The sequence below is a fragment of the Paenibacillus marinisediminis genome, from assembly GCF_054343325.1.
In genome coordinates this window covers 72,199-91,707 of the sequence record NZ_JBTGUH010000011.1, presented here as the reverse complement: position 1 = coordinate 91,707, position 19,509 = coordinate 72,199, and the positions used below count along the sequence as shown (strand labels likewise).

11 protein-coding genes are annotated in these 19,509 nt (G+C 48.0%); 6 read left to right on the top strand and 5 right to left on the bottom strand.

Features of this window, described 5'->3' with window-relative positions; translation table 11 throughout:
• Window position 1: 1 nt before the first annotated feature.
• The 3 genes from ACXX53_RS19645 to speE form a co-directional block, all read right to left on the bottom strand.
• Entirely contained in the window at window positions 2-5,743 is a 5,742-nt protein-coding gene (locus ACXX53_RS19645) for an S-layer homology domain-containing protein (RefSeq protein ID WP_458570387.1), read from the bottom strand.
• Window positions 5,744-6,184: 441 nt separating this feature from the next.
• On the bottom strand, window positions 6,185-7,054 hold the full coding sequence (gene speB, locus ACXX53_RS19640) for an agmatinase (protein WP_458570386.1): 870 nt from the start codon (window positions 7,052-7,054) through the stop codon (window positions 6,185-6,187).
• 66 nt (window positions 7,055-7,120) lie between these two features.
• Window positions 7,121-7,948 carry a polyamine aminopropyltransferase gene (gene speE / locus ACXX53_RS19635; RefSeq protein ID WP_458570385.1) on the bottom strand — a complete coding sequence of 276 codons (828 nt, stop codon included), beginning with the start codon at window positions 7,946-7,948 and terminating at the stop codon, window positions 7,121-7,123.
• Between the two features lie 262 nt (window positions 7,949-8,210).
• On the opposite strand from speE, the gene ACXX53_RS19630 reads away from it, so the two are divergent.
• The 5 genes from ACXX53_RS19630 to ACXX53_RS19610 all read left to right on the top strand — a co-directional run bounded on the left by ACXX53_RS19630 (window position 8,211) and on the right by ACXX53_RS19610 (window position 16,526).
• Window positions 8,211-10,319 (top strand): transglycosylase domain-containing protein, encoded by a 2,109-nt coding sequence (locus tag ACXX53_RS19630; RefSeq protein ID WP_458570384.1) that lies wholly within the window; start codon window positions 8,211-8,213, stop codon window positions 10,317-10,319.
• Window positions 10,320-10,652: 333 nt separating this feature from the next.
• Window positions 10,653-12,293, top strand: a complete 1,641-nt coding sequence (locus ACXX53_RS19625; RefSeq protein ID WP_458570383.1) for an extracellular solute-binding protein — start codon at window positions 10,653-10,655, stop codon at window positions 12,291-12,293.
• 76 nt (window positions 12,294-12,369) lie between these two features.
• A complete protein-coding gene (locus ACXX53_RS19620) occupies window positions 12,370-13,335 on the top strand; it encodes an ABC transporter permease (RefSeq protein ID WP_458570382.1) in 966 nt (321 codons plus the stop codon).
• The gene (locus ACXX53_RS19615; protein WP_458570381.1) at window positions 13,329-14,189 is read left to right on the top strand and encodes a carbohydrate ABC transporter permease; all 861 of its coding nucleotides are present in this window, start codon (window positions 13,329-13,331) and stop codon (window positions 14,187-14,189) included. The genes ACXX53_RS19620 and ACXX53_RS19615 overlap by 7 nt, the downstream gene beginning before the upstream one ends.
• 96 nt (window positions 14,190-14,285) lie before the next feature.
• Window positions 14,286-16,526 (top strand): helix-turn-helix transcriptional regulator, encoded by a 2,241-nt coding sequence (locus tag ACXX53_RS19610; protein ID WP_458570380.1) that lies wholly within the window; start codon window positions 14,286-14,288, stop codon window positions 16,524-16,526.
• Here the strand turns inward: ACXX53_RS19610 and ACXX53_RS19605 are convergent.
• Entirely contained in the window at window positions 16,521-16,688 is a 168-nt protein-coding gene (locus ACXX53_RS19605; RefSeq protein ID WP_458570379.1) for a hypothetical protein, read from the bottom strand. The genes ACXX53_RS19610 and ACXX53_RS19605 overlap by 6 nt on opposite strands.
• 306 nt (window positions 16,689-16,994) lie before the next feature.
• Here ACXX53_RS19605 and ACXX53_RS19600 point away from each other — a divergent pair, with 306 nt between their 5' ends.
• Window positions 16,995-17,897 (top strand): transposase, encoded by a 903-nt coding sequence (locus tag ACXX53_RS19600; RefSeq protein WP_458570378.1) that lies wholly within the window; start codon window positions 16,995-16,997, stop codon window positions 17,895-17,897.
• A 313-nt stretch (window positions 17,898-18,210) separates the two neighbouring features.
• On the opposite strand, the gene ACXX53_RS19595 is transcribed toward ACXX53_RS19600, so the two are convergent.
• A complete protein-coding gene (locus ACXX53_RS19595) occupies window positions 18,211-19,494 on the bottom strand; it encodes an ammonium transporter (RefSeq protein ID WP_458570377.1) in 1,284 nt (427 codons plus the stop codon).
• Window positions 19,495-19,509 lie beyond the last annotated feature (15 nt).

Here is a 19,509-nt window from a genome sequence, read left to right as displayed (position 1 = left end):
ACTACAGGTTTATCCACTGGATGAGCAGCTTCGCCACTTCTGCACGCGTCATCTCGCCCTGCGGCACGAATCGGTTGCCGTCACGTCCCTGAATGAGCTTCAACGACTGTGCGGCTTGCAGCGAAGGCTGCGCCCACTTCGCAATCTGTTCCTTATCCGCATAGGTTAACGTTGTGCTGCCAGCTTCATGGCCTGCGATCTCGATTGCGCGCATTAGCATCACAATCGCTTCCTGACGCGTCACGCGGTCATTCGGGCGGAATTTGCCTCCATCGCCTTGGATCAGCTGGAGACGAGCTGCTGCCGCCACTTCATCCGCATACCATGCATTGGCAGCTACATCTTTAAACTTAGCTTCCCCAGATCCAGCGGTATCGCTGTCTACTCCATATATGCCCTCCAACGTCCGCACTAGCATTGCCGCAAACTCCGCACGTGTAACGGACGCGTTCGGCTTATATTGAGTGTCCGATACGCCGTTTACCAAACCAAGCGCCGCTGCGGAAGTGATGAACTCCTTCGCCCAATGTCCACCTACATCCGCAAAGCTTGATAAAGCTGTAAATGTCGCACCCACTAGCTCCGAACCCGTCAACTCCGCCCGTACAGCAGCGCCTTCTGACTTCGCCTTTGCAGGCTTGCTGTCAGCCGCAGCCGACTGTACATACCATGCTCCGTCACTTAACTTCGCCTGCCATGCCAAGCTTATGCCTTTCATGGCTGAAGGTAGCTGACCTAACTTGCCTTGCGATTCCACATTCACAGTGAAACGGAACGCTTCGCCTGTCCACGCCAGTCCTGAATCAGCCCATAGCTTCGCGTTAGCTGCGAGCTCTTGTCTTGTAAGCGAACTCGTCAAGCCTAATACTAATCGCTCACCATCCGATGGGAAATGCTTCAGCATAGAATCCGGAAGTTCAACCACAACATCCCCTACTTCTATATGCAAGGATGTACCTTGTGCCGCCGCTGCCTGCATGATCGCAGCATTCAAACCGAGCTTCCAATCTGCTGAGCCCGATGTTCCGCCGCTTAATTCCGCCTTTACGGTTACTGTCTGCTGCGGATGCTTCTTAATAGCATCAAGGAGTGACTTCTCCGTCTCCTGACTAAACGCCCATACTCCGTCAGTCAATACCGCTTCTGCCGGCACCGTGCTGCCTGTAGAACCGCCTCCGTCAGTTATGCCGCCATTACCGCCATTACCGCCGTTTCCACCGTTACCGCTGCCGCCTCCATTTTCACCAGAGCCGCCATCCCCAACCTCAGTCAATCGCCACACAGGAGATCGGGAACTGCCGCCGAATGCATCTTCAGCAACCGCATACCAAGCGTAATCTTGCTCCGGTTTCAAGCCATCCCACTTCACGGTCGCCTGCGCGCCGCTTACTACTGGATCAACCGTGCCGATAACATGCTTCGTGTAGATGTCCGCACGGAACATATCCGTCTCAACCCGCTTCAGCTTAGGCTCAATATCCCAATCGATCACAAACTCATCCTTGCCAGGATACTCTGGCGTATCGTAAAAGTTATAGTCATCCTTATAAGGCGAGTACGTCTTCATATCAATACGCTCGATCCGCTTACCGTCAGGTGAAGCCTTGAATTCCAAGAGGCGCATGTAACCCTCTCCGCCCTCTGGGCCGCCCTGATAGTCAGCCAGCATCTGATACACATTGCGATCCGGTGTACCGTCACCGTTGTCGTCAATCGCATCGATCTTCGTTTCCGCGTCATGATAATGCCCGCTTAATACACCGATCACGTTCGGATTCGTCTTGACGACTTCCTCATAGATCTGATTGCCGACAGGTCCGCGCTCGCCCGACACGAGCAAATATTCATGGAAATTCAAGATCGCAAACCGATCCGGATACTGCGCCAGCACTTCATTCATCCATTGAATCTCTTCTTCATAGATGCCCCAGCCCATATACACCATGATGAAGTCCATGCCATCCACCGATATCAGATCATAGTGACCGCGATTATCCTTGTAGGAGCCGCCATAATAAGGCTGGTCTTTAAATCGATCCTCACCGTAATACTCACTGAACTTCGAATAGTCCTCATCCTTATGATTGACGTCATGATTGCCCGCAAGCACGCCATAAGGTACATTAGCCTCTTCTAGAACCTTCATATATTGATCAGAACGTTCCCACTGAATCTCTTCATACATCTTATCTACGACGTCACCTGTATGGAACACATAGCGAATGTTCTCTTTATCCTTGTTATCCGCAATCCAATTCACTTCTGACTCATAGATGTACGGATAAGATTCAGAGTAGTACTGTGTATCCGACATCCACACCATCTTGAAGTCTTGAACCTTCGCTTCGTCCGCACTGGCTGCAGGCGCAACCTCATCCTGGACGATTACGGATATTTTGCGTTCTTCATTCATATAAGGCCCTACAACCGCATGACCATTTAGTGAGAATGAACTCTCACCCGCCACCTGCGAAGCGAGCACATCCCACTTGCTTGTTTCTACATTCCAAGCGTACATCGTCACCTTGCGTCCAGGAAGCGACTTGCCCTTCCATTCAACGCTGATCTCATCTCCCGTAGAGACCCGCTCGTCAACGACTAGCTCGAAGCGCTGATACGGGAACTGATTCCACGAGTCATAACGGACTGCTTGGTCGTCTTCCTTCTGCATTGCAGCCAACTGCTCCCCTTGAAGCTGATGCTCATTCGGCAGCTTGGACTGCTGTGGCGGCTCTACATCGCTTGCCGCTTGATATACACTCATCGTCGACGTATCTGTCGGAAGATAAGTAAAGCCTTCATAGAACGATACCTTTAGCGGATCATCCGTTGGATCCTTAACTTCTACTGTCAGCTGACCGCTCGTTTTAGACTTATTCAGCACGCTTGATACCAGCTTCGGAACGTCTGGCAATTCCACCTGCACATTTAGCACTGCTGTTTGTTCGGTTGCATTGCCCGCACGGTCAACAGCTTTTACCACCAGCTTATGCTGACCAGGAGGCATCAGAGCGGAATGCAATTCCAGCGGCAGAGATACAGGCTTATCGTTTAAGGTTGCTGTCAATGTGTCGATACCTGACAGGTTGTCCTTAGCATGGGCTTGAACCACGAGTGTACCCTTTACGGTTTCCTCCGGCTTGACATTAAGCTCAAGCTCAGGAGCTGTATTATCAACGACAACTTGAACTTCTTGTTCCTGTCCACCCTGTTCCGTCACCTTCAACGTATGAGCGCCTTCTTTAACAGCTGTGGTATCCCACGTGTACGCGTGTCCGTTGAACTTCAGATCGGGAACCGTGAACTCGAAGTCATGCTGCTTCTTCATGCCTGAACTGTCGCCAATATCCCATTCTTTCGTCGAATCCATATAGTTCGCATCGCGAAGCGTCGTTCCGTCAGCGAGCACCAGTCGGATATTGCGAATCATAAAGTCGTCTAGGTTATCGGACTCGTCAAATGTACCTGCCTTAGAGCCCGCGCGAATCGTGATCGGCACTGTGCTGCCGTAGGCCAGCTTATCAGGATCAATCGGCACAGTTAACGTCTGCCATCCGTTAATTGTGTCGTCGAATACGTGAATGATCTCTCCATTTAAGACAACACCGTTCTTGAAGAACAGATTCGTCTTATTCACATCAAATGAAAACAGCACTTGCTGCTCCATAGCCGGCTGCAATTGATCCGTAGGAACAGGCACTCCATCAATAGACAGTTGGAGGGTGTTCGTACGTTCAAAGCCAGAGGCCGCCTTGATACGCTGCTCTCCTGACATGAACTGCCCATCAGCCGCGTTCATTCGAAGCCCTTGTTTGGTGGAGCTCTGTATCGGAATGCGCACCTCAGGCATCTGCGTATCATGGGTTCCGTCTGACGCTGTCGCGTACAGCTCCACCGCTTCATGACCGATTAAGTCAGAGGCTGGAATCGTATAGGACAACGTCTTGTCAGCGTTGACCCGATTAATATTGCGCTGCTCATACGGCTTAGAAGCATCTGTACGATAGAACAGCGTCAATGTCTTCACATCTTGGTCGTCCGAAGCATCAAACACCAGCTTCAAGTCTTGTGTATCTGGTGCTCCAGACGGTGTTTCACGCAGCGACACCTGCGGCGGAGTCGTATCTTCTGCCGCCTCGTACAGCTTCGGCAGCTTCTGATATGGCTGGAGTGTGCCAGGTGTCCCTTTCTCCTTGCCGCCGCTCGCCTTAATCATGTTCGGGCGCGTGTTCTCATCATACTTATAGATGATCGAAGCATCAGCCGTTTTCCCATCTATAGGCGTTGATTCGTCGTTATACACTGCAACCGAGCGATCCAATCCTGTGTTGGTAGAGATCGATATTGCACGCTTTCCGGAATTGGACATACCGTTGTTGTGCAAGCGGAACAGATTCACATCCTCTGTGAGATTCGATCCGTAATTAGCGTTAAAGTCTGCCGCCGTTGAGTTGATATTGTCTGAATTGATAATCCAGAATACGACCGTTTCTCCTGGCGGTACGATGACCGGATTCTCCGGACTCCACCACAGATCTGCCTCCGGGCCCTCTTCAGGATAGCGATAGCGAATCGTATAGTCCTTCATATCGACAGGCTTATTAGTAGGATTATAGAGCTCGATATACTCGTATCCATCCATACCGCCGACATTGGTGGAGTTCACCACCAGCTCTGTAACGAGCAGCTCCGGCACATAGGATGGCATATCGCTAGCTGCTAGAATCGGTACTTTATAAGTCTGAGAATTGATCTGCTGCTGGCTGTTCATCGCTTCAATCGTATATTGAAGCATGGTTGCATCTAGAAGCTGATCAGCTGTCAAAGTTGCGCTGTAAACGGACTCGGTTACCGTGTTCATCGGCACACGCTGCGGCACTTCCATCTTATCCGTCTTGTATTCAACGGATTGGATACGGCTCGCCTCGCCGCCTGTGATGTTGGCAAAGAGCGTCACATCTTCACCGCTGTTCGCTTGCGCAGGGGCGCTGTGCTGGATCACGATAGGTTCCATATAGGTGTGCTGATTCTGCATCACCGTCAATGGAGACGCAGGCATCACGCCCAGCTTCATCATCACGCTTCCCGTCTTAGGGACGGCATAATGCACACCCTTCTCTATAACAACATCCTCTTTCGTATAGGAAACGGACACTATAGGATTGGCAACCGCTGTATCCGCTGCTTCTGTAATAAGGAGCGTACGTGAAGCCGTATTTGCCATGCCATCCCATCCGGATTCAATAATTAAGCGATCATCCGCGGTTAAGCCGTATATCTGTTTAAATTCAGCAACCGTTTGTGTCTCGTTGCCAGCATTCTTCGGCCATATGACAAAGGACTCCCCCGCGTGGATCAAGCGATCTCCCATAGGCACGACAACATCCGCTGTACTCGGATATGTCGGATATCGATATACCAGGTTGTAATCCTTCGTCTGAATGTCATGCCCGGAATTGTTATACACCTCTATGTATTCATAGCCATCCTTGCTGCCTATATTTGCCGGATCGATCATCAATTCGGTAATCAACAACGCCGGTGCTTGATCGGTCTGGCTAACGCTTGGCGCAACTGGCTCAGGCTGAGCAGTGTCGGTTGGGATAGACGTCTCTATAGTTGATGTCGTATATTCTTCATCCAACGCCATAACAGGCATCATGAGTGATTGCCAGAGCATCGCTGCTACTGTCGCGCTGATGAGCAATCTGCGGTGCCTTACTCTCTTGGTATTGCTAGTCATGTAATCCATTCTCCCCCATCTCCTGATTAGTGAACTAATCGTGATTGATATCCATATCATCAAGAGTAAGGATCTTTCGTTCAGAGAGTGTTAGCTTCATGTTGATTGTTTGTAAATTAGTTCAGGCTGCTTAGAGTTGTTGTAAAAAGTACAACAATATATACTGCTTATCGTCTAAATTCATCGTATTGTTGTACAGCATACAACAAAATTTCAACAATCATCATCCTTGGAGCGATCAAGGGCGCACATTGTTGTATTTCGTACAACTTTAGACCTTATTCCGAAGATATTATCGGAAAATGTTGCATTTCGTGCAACATTTCTAATCCGAGCATTAACTTTACTCCAAAACCACCTGTTTCACCGTCATCGCAGACCGCCAGCAACACAAAACACGCCCCTTCTCCATACGAAGAAGGGGCGTGCATTCATGTCTATTTACTTTACGAAGCCGAGCAGCATCTCGCGAATCAGCTTGCTTGCCGCGATCGGCGTCTGTTCCGTCGGATCATAGATCGGGGCGACTTCTACTAGGTCGCAGCCGACGACATTGGCATGCGAGCCGGCGATCAGGTGCACCGCCTCGAGCAATTCTTTCGTCGTGATCCCGCCGATCTCGGCGGTGCCTGTGCCTGGTGCGCAGCTTGGATCGAGCACGTCGATATCGATCGTCACGTAGACAGGACGGCCGGACAAGTCCGGCAGCACCTTGCGCAGCGGCTCCGCCACTTCGAACGGATAGAAGTTGATATGCTCGCGCGCATACGCCCACTCCTCGCGAGATCCAGATCGGATGCCGAACTGATAGATGTTCTGCGGCCCGATCAGATCAGCCGCTTTACGCAGCGGCGTAGAGTGAGATAGCGGCTCGCCCTCATAATGTTCACGCAAATCAGCGTGAGCATCGATATGGATGATGGCGAGGTCCGGATACTTCTTATATACCTCTTGAAATACCGGCCAAGAAACGAGGTGCTCGCCTCCAAGACCGATAGGGAATTTATCGTCTTTCATCAAGCCTGCAATGTACTCTTGGATGATATCCAAGCTGCGCGCTGCATTGCCAAACGGCAGCAGCAGATCGCCCGCATCGAAATACGTGATGTCCTCCAAGCTCTTATCCAGATAAGGGCTGTATTCTTCCAGACCAACCGACGCTTCCCGAATACGGCCAGGACCGAAGCGCGAACCGGGGCGGAACGACACTGTATAGTCCATTGGCATGCCGTAAATGACCGCCTTGGAATTCTCATAATCATCCGAGCTTAGAATGAACACATTGCCGGAATATCTTTGGTCTAATCTCATTCGTAATCTACCTCCTTGAAACCCGCTTGCGTATCTACTTAATACCAGCAGCTATATACGCTTTATTTACTTGACTAGGTCTTCAACAAACTTCGGCAATACAAATGCCGCATGATGCAAGCGCGGAGAATAGTACTTCGTGTCGATCTCCGGAATGCTGTTGGCATCCACTTTCAATGGATCATGAATCTTGCTTCCCATCGTAAATGTCCACAGACCGCTTGGGTATGTCGGAATGTTCGCGCCGTATACGCGCACGATCGGGAAGATCTCCTTCACGTCGCGGTTTACTTGCTGAATCAGATCCGCCTTGAACCAAGGGTTGTCGGTTTGCGCAACGAACAGACCGTCTTCTTTCAACGCTTCATAGATGCCTTGGTAGAAACCGCGTTCGAACAGCGGTGCCGCAGGCCCTACTGGCTCCGTGGAATCAACCATGATGACATCGTACTCATTTTTGCTATTTAAAATGTGCATGTATCCATCATTTACAATCACTTCTACACGCGGGTTTTCCAGTTCGCCTGCGATCGTAGGCAAGTATTTCTTCGAGTATTCGATCACTTTGCCGTCGATCTCAACCAGAACCGCTTTCTCAACAGACGGGTGTTTCATAATTTCACGAATAACACCGCCGTCTCCGCCGCCTACCACAAGGACTTTCTTCGGATTCGGGTGCGTATACAAGGCAGGGTGCGCTACCATTTCATGATAGACGAACTCATCTTTAACCGTTGTCATCACCATGCCGTCCAATACGAGCATTGTTCCGAATTCTTCGGTTTCTTGCATCACAAGATGCTGATACGGCGTCTGTTCTGTTACATACGTTTCCTTAATCTTTGCCGTAATGCCGAAGCTCGGCGTTTGTTTTTCCGTGTACCACAATTCCATTAAAATCAACCTCTTTCTCCGGTGACCGGTAATGTTATCGCTGGTCCAGCTAGAAATGCTCGTAATGGTTCCCATCTGTTTCATTCGTAACACTTCGTACTACATACAACCAAACAAGTGTATTATATAAAATTCGTCCTAAAAAGCAACAACAAATTCAATTAACTTCCATGATCTAGAATATCCGACAACAAGCTGCTCCATACTGAGAAATGAAAGGAATTAATTTGATTACATTCCGTTTACACAATACATATGCAAAATGGAGGCGGCGCCCGTGGCCGACACACCGAAAAAGCCCCATCTTTCCCGTCGATTATCACGATCACTAACCGTTCGAAAACGCTGGCTGATTGTGCTCTATTGCAGCTTAGGTCTGCTGCTTCTAGGAATACTATCGAGCGCGTCTACCTTAGGTTATTTATACGTAGCAGACTTACCTGTCTCGCAGATGCAGCAGTCATCCGAGCTTCTGGATCGAAACGGAAAACCGCTGGCCTTGTTAGCGTCAGGACGCGCGTTGTCACGCCAGGTCACCTTAAAGGAGATCTCCCCAGATGCCGTGTCCGCGACGCTGGCGACAGAAGACCGCAGATTCTATAACCATTGGGGCATTGATGTAAAAGGGGTCGCCCGAGCCATGCTCGTCAATCTCGAGCATATGTCGAAGCAGCAAGGAGCTAGTACGCTGACGCAGCAGTTGGCGCGCAATCTGTACCTGTCTCACGAGCGAACATGGACGCGCAAGATCAAGGAGGCGCTCTATGCCCTTCAGCTGGAGATGAAGTACAGCAAGGATGACATCCTTGCCATGTACTTGAACAGCATCTACTACGGGCATGGAGCGTATGGCATTGAGTCTGCAGCGAACCTTTACTTCGGCAAGTCAGCGCGGGAGCTAAACCTTGCGGAGAGCGCCATGCTGGCGGGCATTCCGCGAGGACCAAGCTACTATTCCCCTTGGATCAATATGAAGAATGCCAAAGATCGACAGCGAATTGTGCTACAGAATATGGTCGAAACGGCGGCAATCACGAAGGAGCAGGCGGATCGAGCCTATGCGATGACGCTCCAATTCCGAACGTCCGAGCAGCGCGACGAGACGATCGTCGCGCCGTACTTCCGCGATTATGTGCGGAAGGAGCTGATCGCGCTCGGCTTGACGGAGGAGGAGCTGGATACGGGCGGCCTGCTCATTTACACGACGCTGGATATGGGCGCGCAGCAGGCGGCTGAAGCCGCCGTCGAAGCGAATATCCCAGCGGAAGGGGATCTCCAGGCCGCGCTCGTGTCCATTGATCCGCGCAGCGGTGATATTAAAGCGATGGTGGGCGGGAAAAACTACCGCGAGAACCAGTTCAATCGTGTGTTCGCGGATACTCGCCAGCCAGGCTCGACCTTTAAGCCGTTTGTCTATCTAACGGCGCTGGAGAAGCAGGCTCTGACGGCTGTTACTCGATATACGAGTCAGCCGACGACCTTTCTCTATGACGAAGGCAGACAGGAGTATAAGCCGAGCAATTACGGCGGCAAATATTTCGGCGACATCGACCTCAGGCAGGCCATAGCGGCCTCGGACAATATTTACGCCGTAAACACGATCATGCAGATCGGACCTGAGAAGGTAGTCGAGATGGCGAAGCGGCTTGGTATTCATACGACCATGAAGCCGCTGCCGTCGCTCGCGCTAGGTACATTTCCGGTCAGCCCGTTTGAGATGGCTTCAGCCTACGGCGTGCTGAGCAACGCAGGCAAACGCGCGGAACCGCGCGCGATTCTGTCGATCACAGACCGCAGCGGCAAGCTGCTGTATAAGGCGCCGCCAGCGGCTGCCAAACAGATTGTTGAGCCCGCACAGGCCTACGTGCTCACCAATCTGATGGAGAGCGTATTCGATGCTGGCGGCACGGGTAGCCGGGTGTCCTCGCTGTTGAAGCGGCCTGTCGCTGGGAAGACAGGCACAACCGATGCCGACTCCTGGATCGTCGGCTACACCGCGGAGCTGTCTACCGCCGTCTGGGTCGGCTACGACCGCGGGCGAAACATCACGCTGACAGACGGTCATCTGTCGGCGCCGATCTTCGCGCAGTATACCGAGCAGGCGCTGGTGAGCGTACCGCCGAAGCTGTTTCCGATACCGGACAATGTGGTTAGTGTCTATATCGACCCTGCAACCGGCACTCTCGCTGGAGAGGGCTGCCCAGCCAAGCGCTTAGAAACGTTCGTGCTGGGCACCGAGCCAACTGCTTGGTGCAGCGAGCACAATGCGAACGGTGGGTCTAATCCACCGACCAATAGGGACTCCAAAGAAACCGAGAAAGCCGAAGAGAAGTCTTGGTGGATGCACTTTAAACGCTGGTGGAAAAGCTAGAATTTGAATAGGACCACTGCAGGCACCACAAGCCGCAGTGGTCCTTTATTTTCATAATCGCCATTTAACACTAATCTTTCCATTCTCTTTTTTGTGATTTTACTACCTCTTTAGTTTTTTCTACACGCAAACAAGGCTGCTGTATCAAGGTTTTCATGTAAAGTAATCGACTGCGTTTATTAAAAACACAAATTAATGAAAACGCTTTCTATGCAAGCAAAACCTCCGCTTAATATAATGATCACCGTAAGCAGGAATCAGCCACACACATACCAGGGGTCTTCAGAAGTCTTCGGTTAGGTTCTATGAATGAATAATAAGGGAGGAACCGCAATGCCAAAAAAGCCAAAAAAGTTGCTTCTTATGGTCATGGTGCTAGTGCTCTTGTCCAGCCTGTTCGCTGCATGCTCCAGCAACAAGCCTTCTAGTGAAGGCCATGGCAGCACTACTCCAGCACCAGCACCTTCAACAACGCCTGCACCTGATCCAAAAGCTGAACCCCCAGCCGTAGATTACGGTGATACTGGCGGAATCAAGCTGCCGATCGTGGATAAGCCGGTTGAATTGACGTGGATGGTGGTCAGCGCTACAGAGAACCTTCAGGACAAAATGATCATTAAAGAGATTGAAAAGAGAACCGGTATCAAGATTAAACTTGAAGCCTACTCCAGCGCAACCTACCAAGATAAACTGCGATCGGTGTTGGCGTCTGGTAAGCTGCCGGATATCTTCCATGGCTTGAGAGTCTCGGAAGCGAACAAGATGGGGAATGACGGCGCATTTGCCAAGATCAATGAGCATCTAGATGTCCTGCCTAACTTCAAGCGGATGTATACGGAAGAGCTTCCATGGGTCATGAAATCCTACTCTTCGGATGACGGCAGCATGTACACATGGCCTATACAGTCCTTTGCTCGTGATGTTAACCACGGATTCCTGTACCGTAAGGACATCTTCGACAAGCATGGCATCAAGGAGTGGACCAATACCGACGAATTCTACGATGCGTTGAAGAAGTTGAAAGAAATTTACCCTAACTCCTACCCTTACGCATCGAAGACGAAAGACTATATATTTAGAGATTGGGCGTATGGTTGGGGGATAGGCAGTCTCAATTTCCCAATAAGACATGATGCGGCTTCGAACAAATGGTACGCAGCCGTTACCTCCGACAAATATAAAGATATGCTCGATTTCATGAAGAAGCTGGCTGCCGAGAAGCTCCTCGATCCAGAATTCTTGACCGATACCCAAGACAACTGGACTGCTAAGATGACATCTAACGATAAGGCGTTCGTTACATTTGATTGGATCGGCCGTCTCGACCTGTTCTATAACCAAGTCAAAGCAGAGAATCCAACATACGATCTTCGCTACGGGAATCCGGTAGGTCCTACAGGCAACATTCGAACGAAGGCTCCAATCGAAAACTGGGGGCATGTCGTCGCCAACAATGATAAGCAAGAGATTGCGCTGAAACTGCTCGATTACCTCTCCAGCCCATCCGGTCTGGAATTGGTCACCATGGGCGTTGAGGGTGAAACCTTTAATTTTAATGCAGCAGGCAAACCTGAATACCCAGGTCTGAAGGATGTGCCTCTGGTTGATATTAAGGTTCTTGAAGAAAACTACGGCCTCTGGATCGAAGGTATGTACATGGGCGCTGATAAGCGCAGTGTGTACTATAACTTCACAGAGAAGGAACAAGAGGCTCAAGATAAGATTGTGAAAGGCAATAAATATGAGTTGCCAGATCCGCTACTGAAATTCACCGATGAAGAAACCGCACAGATTGCTGAAATTCAAACCTCACTGACAAAAGCTGTGAATGAATTCAGCTCGCAATATGTTCTTGGTGCCAACACCGGCGACAAAGAGTGGGAAGCTTGGAAGGCAAACGCTCCTAAACTCGGAATTGATAAATTGGTTGAGATCTTCAATGCTGCGCAGCAACGATATGATGCTGACAAGTAATCTACTGTTGATAGGAGTGGACGGCAGCACCCGGCTAAGTTCGGGTGCTGCTGACCGCCTTTAGGAGGGAAAAATCATGCAGACTCTAAACAAAGATATGGCACATAAACGAGTACGTTCCTCTAGTAGTTCACGTATGTCTGCTGCATGGCGCCACATGAAACGGGATAAGCAGCTTCTTATTATGTTTATTCCCTGTATCCTGTTCTATATCATCTTCCGATACGGCCCTTTGTACGGCTTAGTTATTTCCTTCAAGGACTACAGCGTCTTTAAAGGGATTATAGACAGCCCTTGGGTTGGTTTTAAGCACTTTGAGCGGTTCTTTTCGAGCCCAGACTTCTGGTTGTTATTCAAGAACACCTTTCTACTAGGATTCATGACTCTGATTTTTACATTTCCAATCCCCATCCTATTCGCCGTTCTGCTTAATGAAGTGAGATTCGTGAAGTTCAAGAAATCCATTCAAACGTTCAGCTATTTACCCGCTTTCTTATCTATCGTCATTATCTGCAGTATGGTTGTCGATTTCCTATCCCCGTCACGCGGTATTATTAATCAGATCATTATGGCGTTAGGATTCGACAGTATCTACTTTATGGCTGATCCGAACTGGTTTAGACCCGTTTATATCATCTCGGAAATATGGGCTCAGATGGGGTATGAATCGATCATTTACCTGGCGGCAATCGCAGCTATTAATCCAACTCTGTACGAAGCAGCCAAGGTAGATGGATGCAACCGATACCACATGATGAGATACATCACAATACCAAGCATTATGCCGACGATCTTGGTCTTGTTCATCATTAAGTCAGGTTCTGTCTTCCGAGTAGGCTACGAAAAGGTGCTGCTGCTCTACAATCCTATGACATACGAAGTGGCAGACGTATTCTCAACCTTTGTATATCGAAAGGGACTACTCGAGACGAACTACAGCTACGCATCTGCTGTAGGATTGTTTGAAGCTGTTATCGCTCTAGTCATGCTCTTGCTTGCAAACGTACTGAGCCGGAAAGCAGGAGGTAACGGCTTATGGTAAAGCAGAAGTTCAATCTATTCGATCTCCTAAATATGCTCCTTATGACGATAGTTGGCATCGTGACGTTGTATCCGATCATCTATATCGTTGCTATATCGTTCAGCGATTCCGCATCCATTGCTCAGGGCAAAGTATTCTTATGGCCAAAGGGCTTCAACATTGACGCATATAAGGAAATATTGAGCAGTAGTCGAGTGCCAAGAGCTTACTTGAATTCAATATTCTATACCGCGTTAGGTACCTTTATCAATTTATTAATGACCGCTGTTGCTGCCTATCCATTAGCCAAGAAAGACTTCTTCGGCCGAAAATTCTGGATGATTGGGATCGTGCTGACGATGTTCTTGAACGGAGGTATAATTCCAACCTTTATCATTGTGCAGAAGCTAGGTCTCATCGATACGGTCTGGGCGTTAGTATTGCCAAATGCAATTTGGACCATCGAATTGCTCATTCTCAAGAGCTTCTATGAAAACATGTCGAGCTCTTTGCGGGAATCTGCACTCATAGACGGGGCTTCCGAATGGCGAATCTTGTTTAACATCGTCATCCCGTTGTCTAAGCCAGCGCTGGCATCGATAGGCTTATTCTATTTCATGGGACATTGGAACAGTTACTTCATCCCGATGATCTATCTGAATGAGCAGACGATGTATCCATTGCAGGTAGTCTTGAGGGATATGCTGCTTGTCGACAGCGCCGTCGAAACCGGATTAGTCACTGCAACCAAGTTGACGCCTCAGGCTGTGAAGAATGCTACCATATTCCTTACGATGATTCCTGTACTTATCATCTATCCATTTGCTCAAAAATACTTTGCCAAAGGCATAATGCTCGGCTCAGAGAAAGGATAACACTGGATTGCACGATGTTTTTCATATACTATATTGGTAAATAATGCGAAATCAACATCGCACAAGGGTGTGTCCTGCGTGTTTCTGAAAATGATCATGAACAAGAGCCTTCTGAACATATTTTTTGCCCTTATGTTGATCGTCGTCATCATGTTTACCTCTAACTATTTGGTCTTTAAGAACTCCATCTCTGAAGTATACACTCATGTAAGCGCCAACAATCGGATGGTAGTCGACAACATTATTCAATCCTTCAACGATAGCTTTCGGGATATGAACAATCTTATCTTTTCGATATTGATGCTGCAGGAGAATTACATCAACTCTGCAGAGGGCAGCTCCGATGGAGACAAAATGTATAACATGTACGCTCTGCAGAAGAATCTAAACGCTCTAGTATCGACTAACAGTTATATTGAAGAGGTCATTGTGTACTATCAGGATTCTAATCTTGCAGTTACTACTTTGGGCACGATAGACTTTCAGACGTTGATGTCTAAGAAGTACAATCACCTATTGTACACGGGGGACTACTGGAAGTCTTATATTGCATCGCTTCAAAGTGTCACTGTCGTACCCGAGCAGACCTATCGAGATAAGACCAACCCGTACCAGCAGAGCAGCAAGAGGCTGATCGCATTCGCCGTCAATCAGAAGATTCGCATGTCGAACAAAAATATTCTAGTCTTCGTCGATGTTAACAAGCTGCTTGAGCATGTGAATCAGAAGGCCATGATGCAGGGCTCACACTTAATCGTCCTGGATCAACATAAGAATGTTATCTTGAGCACAGAAAAGAATTTAATGTTGGTTGATATACTAGATGATCTTTATTTCGATCAAGGAAAAGAGAAGACCCTGAAGAACAAAGATTATGAATACAACATCTCTAAATCTCCGCTTAACGGCTTTATTTATGTTCATAAGATGCCGTACCGGTTTAACGATATGAAGAGCGTGACGAACGCAAATACTTATATTATGCTGATCACCATCATATGCGGAGTGCTGCTGTCTGCGATCTTAAGCTTCTTCTTGTATCGTCCGATTAATCGCATCACGAATCTATTTGGAGATTATAAGAACAATCGCAACAGCTTCCCGCATATTTATCAAAATATCGTACAGCTGCAGCAAAACAATCAGGCGCTTATCGAACAATCCAACATCGTGCGAGATATGGTTCGGAGGGATTTATTTATTCAATCCTTGGATGAATATGTCCATAACCCTGACTTGGATAAGGCACTTCGCAATTTCTATCCAGACTTATTTGTGAAACCTTACTTTGTACTCGTGTCTATTCATTTTCCTCATCCCAAGGCTATCCCACAGCATGACGACCAGCGCATTGAGGCTGCATATGATCGATTGTTAGCTGAGATGAGAATCGCATTCCCGGATGTTCAGATATTCTATAGGGACAATATGCGATTTATCGCTATCATCGGCTTGAGTAAGCTGGCCGAACGTAAGGAGATGCTTGCTGGACTTAGGAAGCATGTCGAACGGTTGAATCGAGAGCTTGTGCTGAATGGCTCCCTGCACGCAGCCGTTAGTCAGGGTTATTCTTCGAAGATTCAGCATCTGCACCAGGCAAGTCTAGACCTAAAGAACGGCATGGCTTATCGCAATATTCAGATCCATTCATCCGTCATTGATATCGCAGCTATCACATGGACGAATAAGATGCACTTGCCGCCGGACGCACTGGAAAGGCTGTCTAACCGCATAATGAGCGGAAATGAGACGGAAGCTGCACAGATCGTTAACGAGGTGCTTGAGCGCAACGTAGAGGAGAATATTCACTATGAACAGCTGCTGCTAATCGCCAAGATCATAGCTTATCATATTACGAAGCATCTAGAAGATTCCGAACGGAATCCCCAGTGGAATGCCGCTCAGAATCGTATTCATAATCTGATGACGGAACACTCGATAACATTTTTTGAGCTGCGCGACTATCTATTAGAGCTTGTGCGTCACGTAACGGCAAAGAGAAAACAGCCTCAAGCCAGCAAACTGAACGCTGAGGAGATCATCCAATATATTGAGATACATTTCGCTAATAATTTGTATCTTGATCATATGGCTGAAGTGTTCAATACAACACCCAAGTACTTTTCAAACTACTTCACAAAAACTTTCGGCGTTAACTTCGTAGAGCACCTGAATAAGGTTAGAATCCATCATGCTAAAGCTCTGCTGAAAAACACTGAATCTGCGGTCGCGGATATTGGTGAACGTGTGGGATATGCGAATTCTTCAACGTTTACAACAACGTTCAAGAAGTATGTTGGTTTGTCCCCAACTGAATATCGGAAAAAGTCTTCATAATTGATGAGACATTAAGCGAAGAGCGATCAGCCCCTTAAGACTGACCGCTCTTTGGCATTCACCCTTCTCCGCCCAATCACCTATCATAGCCGTCTCCTTGCTCCGTTCTCCGCATCGCATCGTGATTTGCGCTTCGGGGCTGTATCCCCTTTGCAGTGCCATCTCACTATTCTCCCATTCACTCAGGATACATACGATTTATTGACAGAGGTCCGCTCTCTCGCAGAGCTGTCCTGTAGCACCCATTCTTTACTATGTACCCCCTGTTTCGACTTCTCGCTATTCTCCCACTCACTCAGGTTTCCTTTTCCTTACGCGCCCTATCCTATCGTATCTAGCTTTAAATCTCCCTATGTATTTACAGTGAATTTATTGGAATATTTTACAGTTAACTAGTTGAATTGCGAACATTTGTTTGCTACAATAAAGTCATGCAGGAACATATATTCGACAAAGGAGGCGCAAGTTATGTTTGCAGAGGACTGGAACTCATGGAATACATTAGAGGAGTTGTCTCAACATTTTTCTGATGAACAAGCTTGTGTCTCCTATTTATATAGTATTAAATGGCCTCACGGATTCCAATGCCCACGATGCCAACACTCACACGCCTATGTCATTAGCACACGGAGACTCCCTCTCTACGAATGCTGCGCCTGCCAACATCAAACATCACTGACAACAGATACAATCATGGAACGCAGCCGTACTTCATTGAAGAAGTGGATCACGGCAATATGGCTGGTGGCCCAGCATAACATCAATGCTGTTCAGCTTAGCTCCATCATACAAGTTACATACAAGACTGCTTGGTCCATTCTTCATAAGATTCGAGCAGTTATCAGCTCAGCAGATGCAGATCAGCCACTCGAAGGAACCGTTCAAGGTATTGTGTCATTTCACAGCAAGCCCCTTTATCCTACATCATGGGAACTTCATTCAACTGAACAACCGCTTATCATTGCAGCGGCCATTACTGCACATGAGCAGATCACCAGCCTCAAGATTAAGACCGTTGATCGTCAACATCTCTATGGGAAGTCATTGCGTAATATCGCTTGTGACCATTTCATTGACCTGCATACGTACACAGATATCTCCAAGATAACGATTGTCCAACAGCTTTGTAGAACGAATCGATTTCATTATTTAAAAAAAGTGTTTCAACAAGCCCGCAGATGGATGATCGACACCTTCCACGGTATTGGGCCGAAATATTTGCAACGCTATTTAGATGAATTCTGCTTCCGTTCCAACGCAGTGTCTGGGCATTATTCCTCATGGGACCAATTAATTGGCATATCCATGTCCACTCACTATGCCCCCATCTCCAGACACAACTCTACTTCTACTGTCAGATTCGCAGCATAATCATCAAAATACCGTATGTCCAATTCAGTATGCGTGATATTTTCATGAAGTAGATCATGACAATCTCGATGATCACTATTCACTAGGACGACGATTCATCCTATAGATTATGATATTAACTTTCAGAATTAGCGTTGCAAGACTCCCATGATTTTCATAAAACAGTTGTGAAAACAATTTGCACTGCTCCTGAGCCTTGGGGATAATAGTGAGACGCTCTCGGAGACATATACAGAACAGAACAACATCGCACACAAAAATGAGTTTGCACCTCCGCCGCATACGAGCGACTGATGGGCAAACCCACTTCTAATTACGAACTTCTATATTGTGCATTTGGTGTCAATTTTCTCATTTGTTCAGGATACCCATATGACCCATGCTCACTCATATCGAGGCCAACCAACTCCTCTTCTTCAGTCACACGGATTCCAATAGCTGCTTTTATAATCGCCAGTATAGTGTAGGAAGCCGCGAATGCAAACAGACCACATACTACAACTCCTACAGCCTGCACGCCTAATTGCTCAAGCCCGCCACCGTACAGTAAGCCTGGTTTACCTACGCCTACTTTCTCAACCAGTTCTGGTGTTGCGAAGAATCCAGTGGACAGCGTTCCCCATACACCCGCCACTCCATGTACGGACAAGCAATAGATCGGATCATCAATGCCGAGCTTATCAAACATTTTCATACTGAAGAAGACGATGATTCCTGCAATCATACCAATTACTATCGCAGCCCAAGTCTCTACGAAAGCACAGGATGCCGTGATAGCAACCAGCCCAGCCAGAGCGCCATTTAACATAGTCGGAATATCTGCCTTACCTATGAATAGCCACGAAATAATAAAGGCAGCCACTGCCGCAGCCGCAGCAGCCAGTTGCGTGTTGACTGCTATGAACCCGAAGAAGCTTCCGTCCCCAACCGTAATCGTACTGCCTGCGTTAAAACCAAACCATCCGATCCACAGCAGCATAACGCCAAGTGTCGTAAACACTTGATTGTGACCTGGAATCTCGTTTGGCTCCCCCGACCTGTTGAACTTGCCTAGGCGCGGCTTCAATAATATCGTTGCAGCTAAGGCTGCCATCGCACCAGTTAAGTGAACAACTGTGGAGCCTGCAAAGTCCTGCTTGCCATGCTCCGCCAGCCATCCACCGCCCCATATCCAATGGGCAACTACAGGGTAGATGAAAGCAGAGAATAGTACTGCAAATATTAAATACACCGACAGCTTAGCACGCTCTGCAAATCCGGCGAATGCAATCGACATCGAAATAGCTGCAAATGCCAACTGGAACAAAAACATAACAATCGGGGCCACTGTTGCACCCTCTGGCACGGTCTTGAGATCAAATCCAAAGTAATCTCCCCAACCAATAATTGAATTGCCTTGTGAACCGAAGATGAAAGCATAGCCCACTAACCAGAATACTAGTGATGCAATACCGATCGTAAATACGGTTTTACCTGCAACGTGACCAGCATTCTTCATCTGGGTCGATCCGGCTTCCAGCATTATAAATCCGCACTGCATGAAAATTACCAATATTGCACCCAGCATTGTCCATATCGCACTTGTACCTAACTCCATGTGACCCATCTCCTT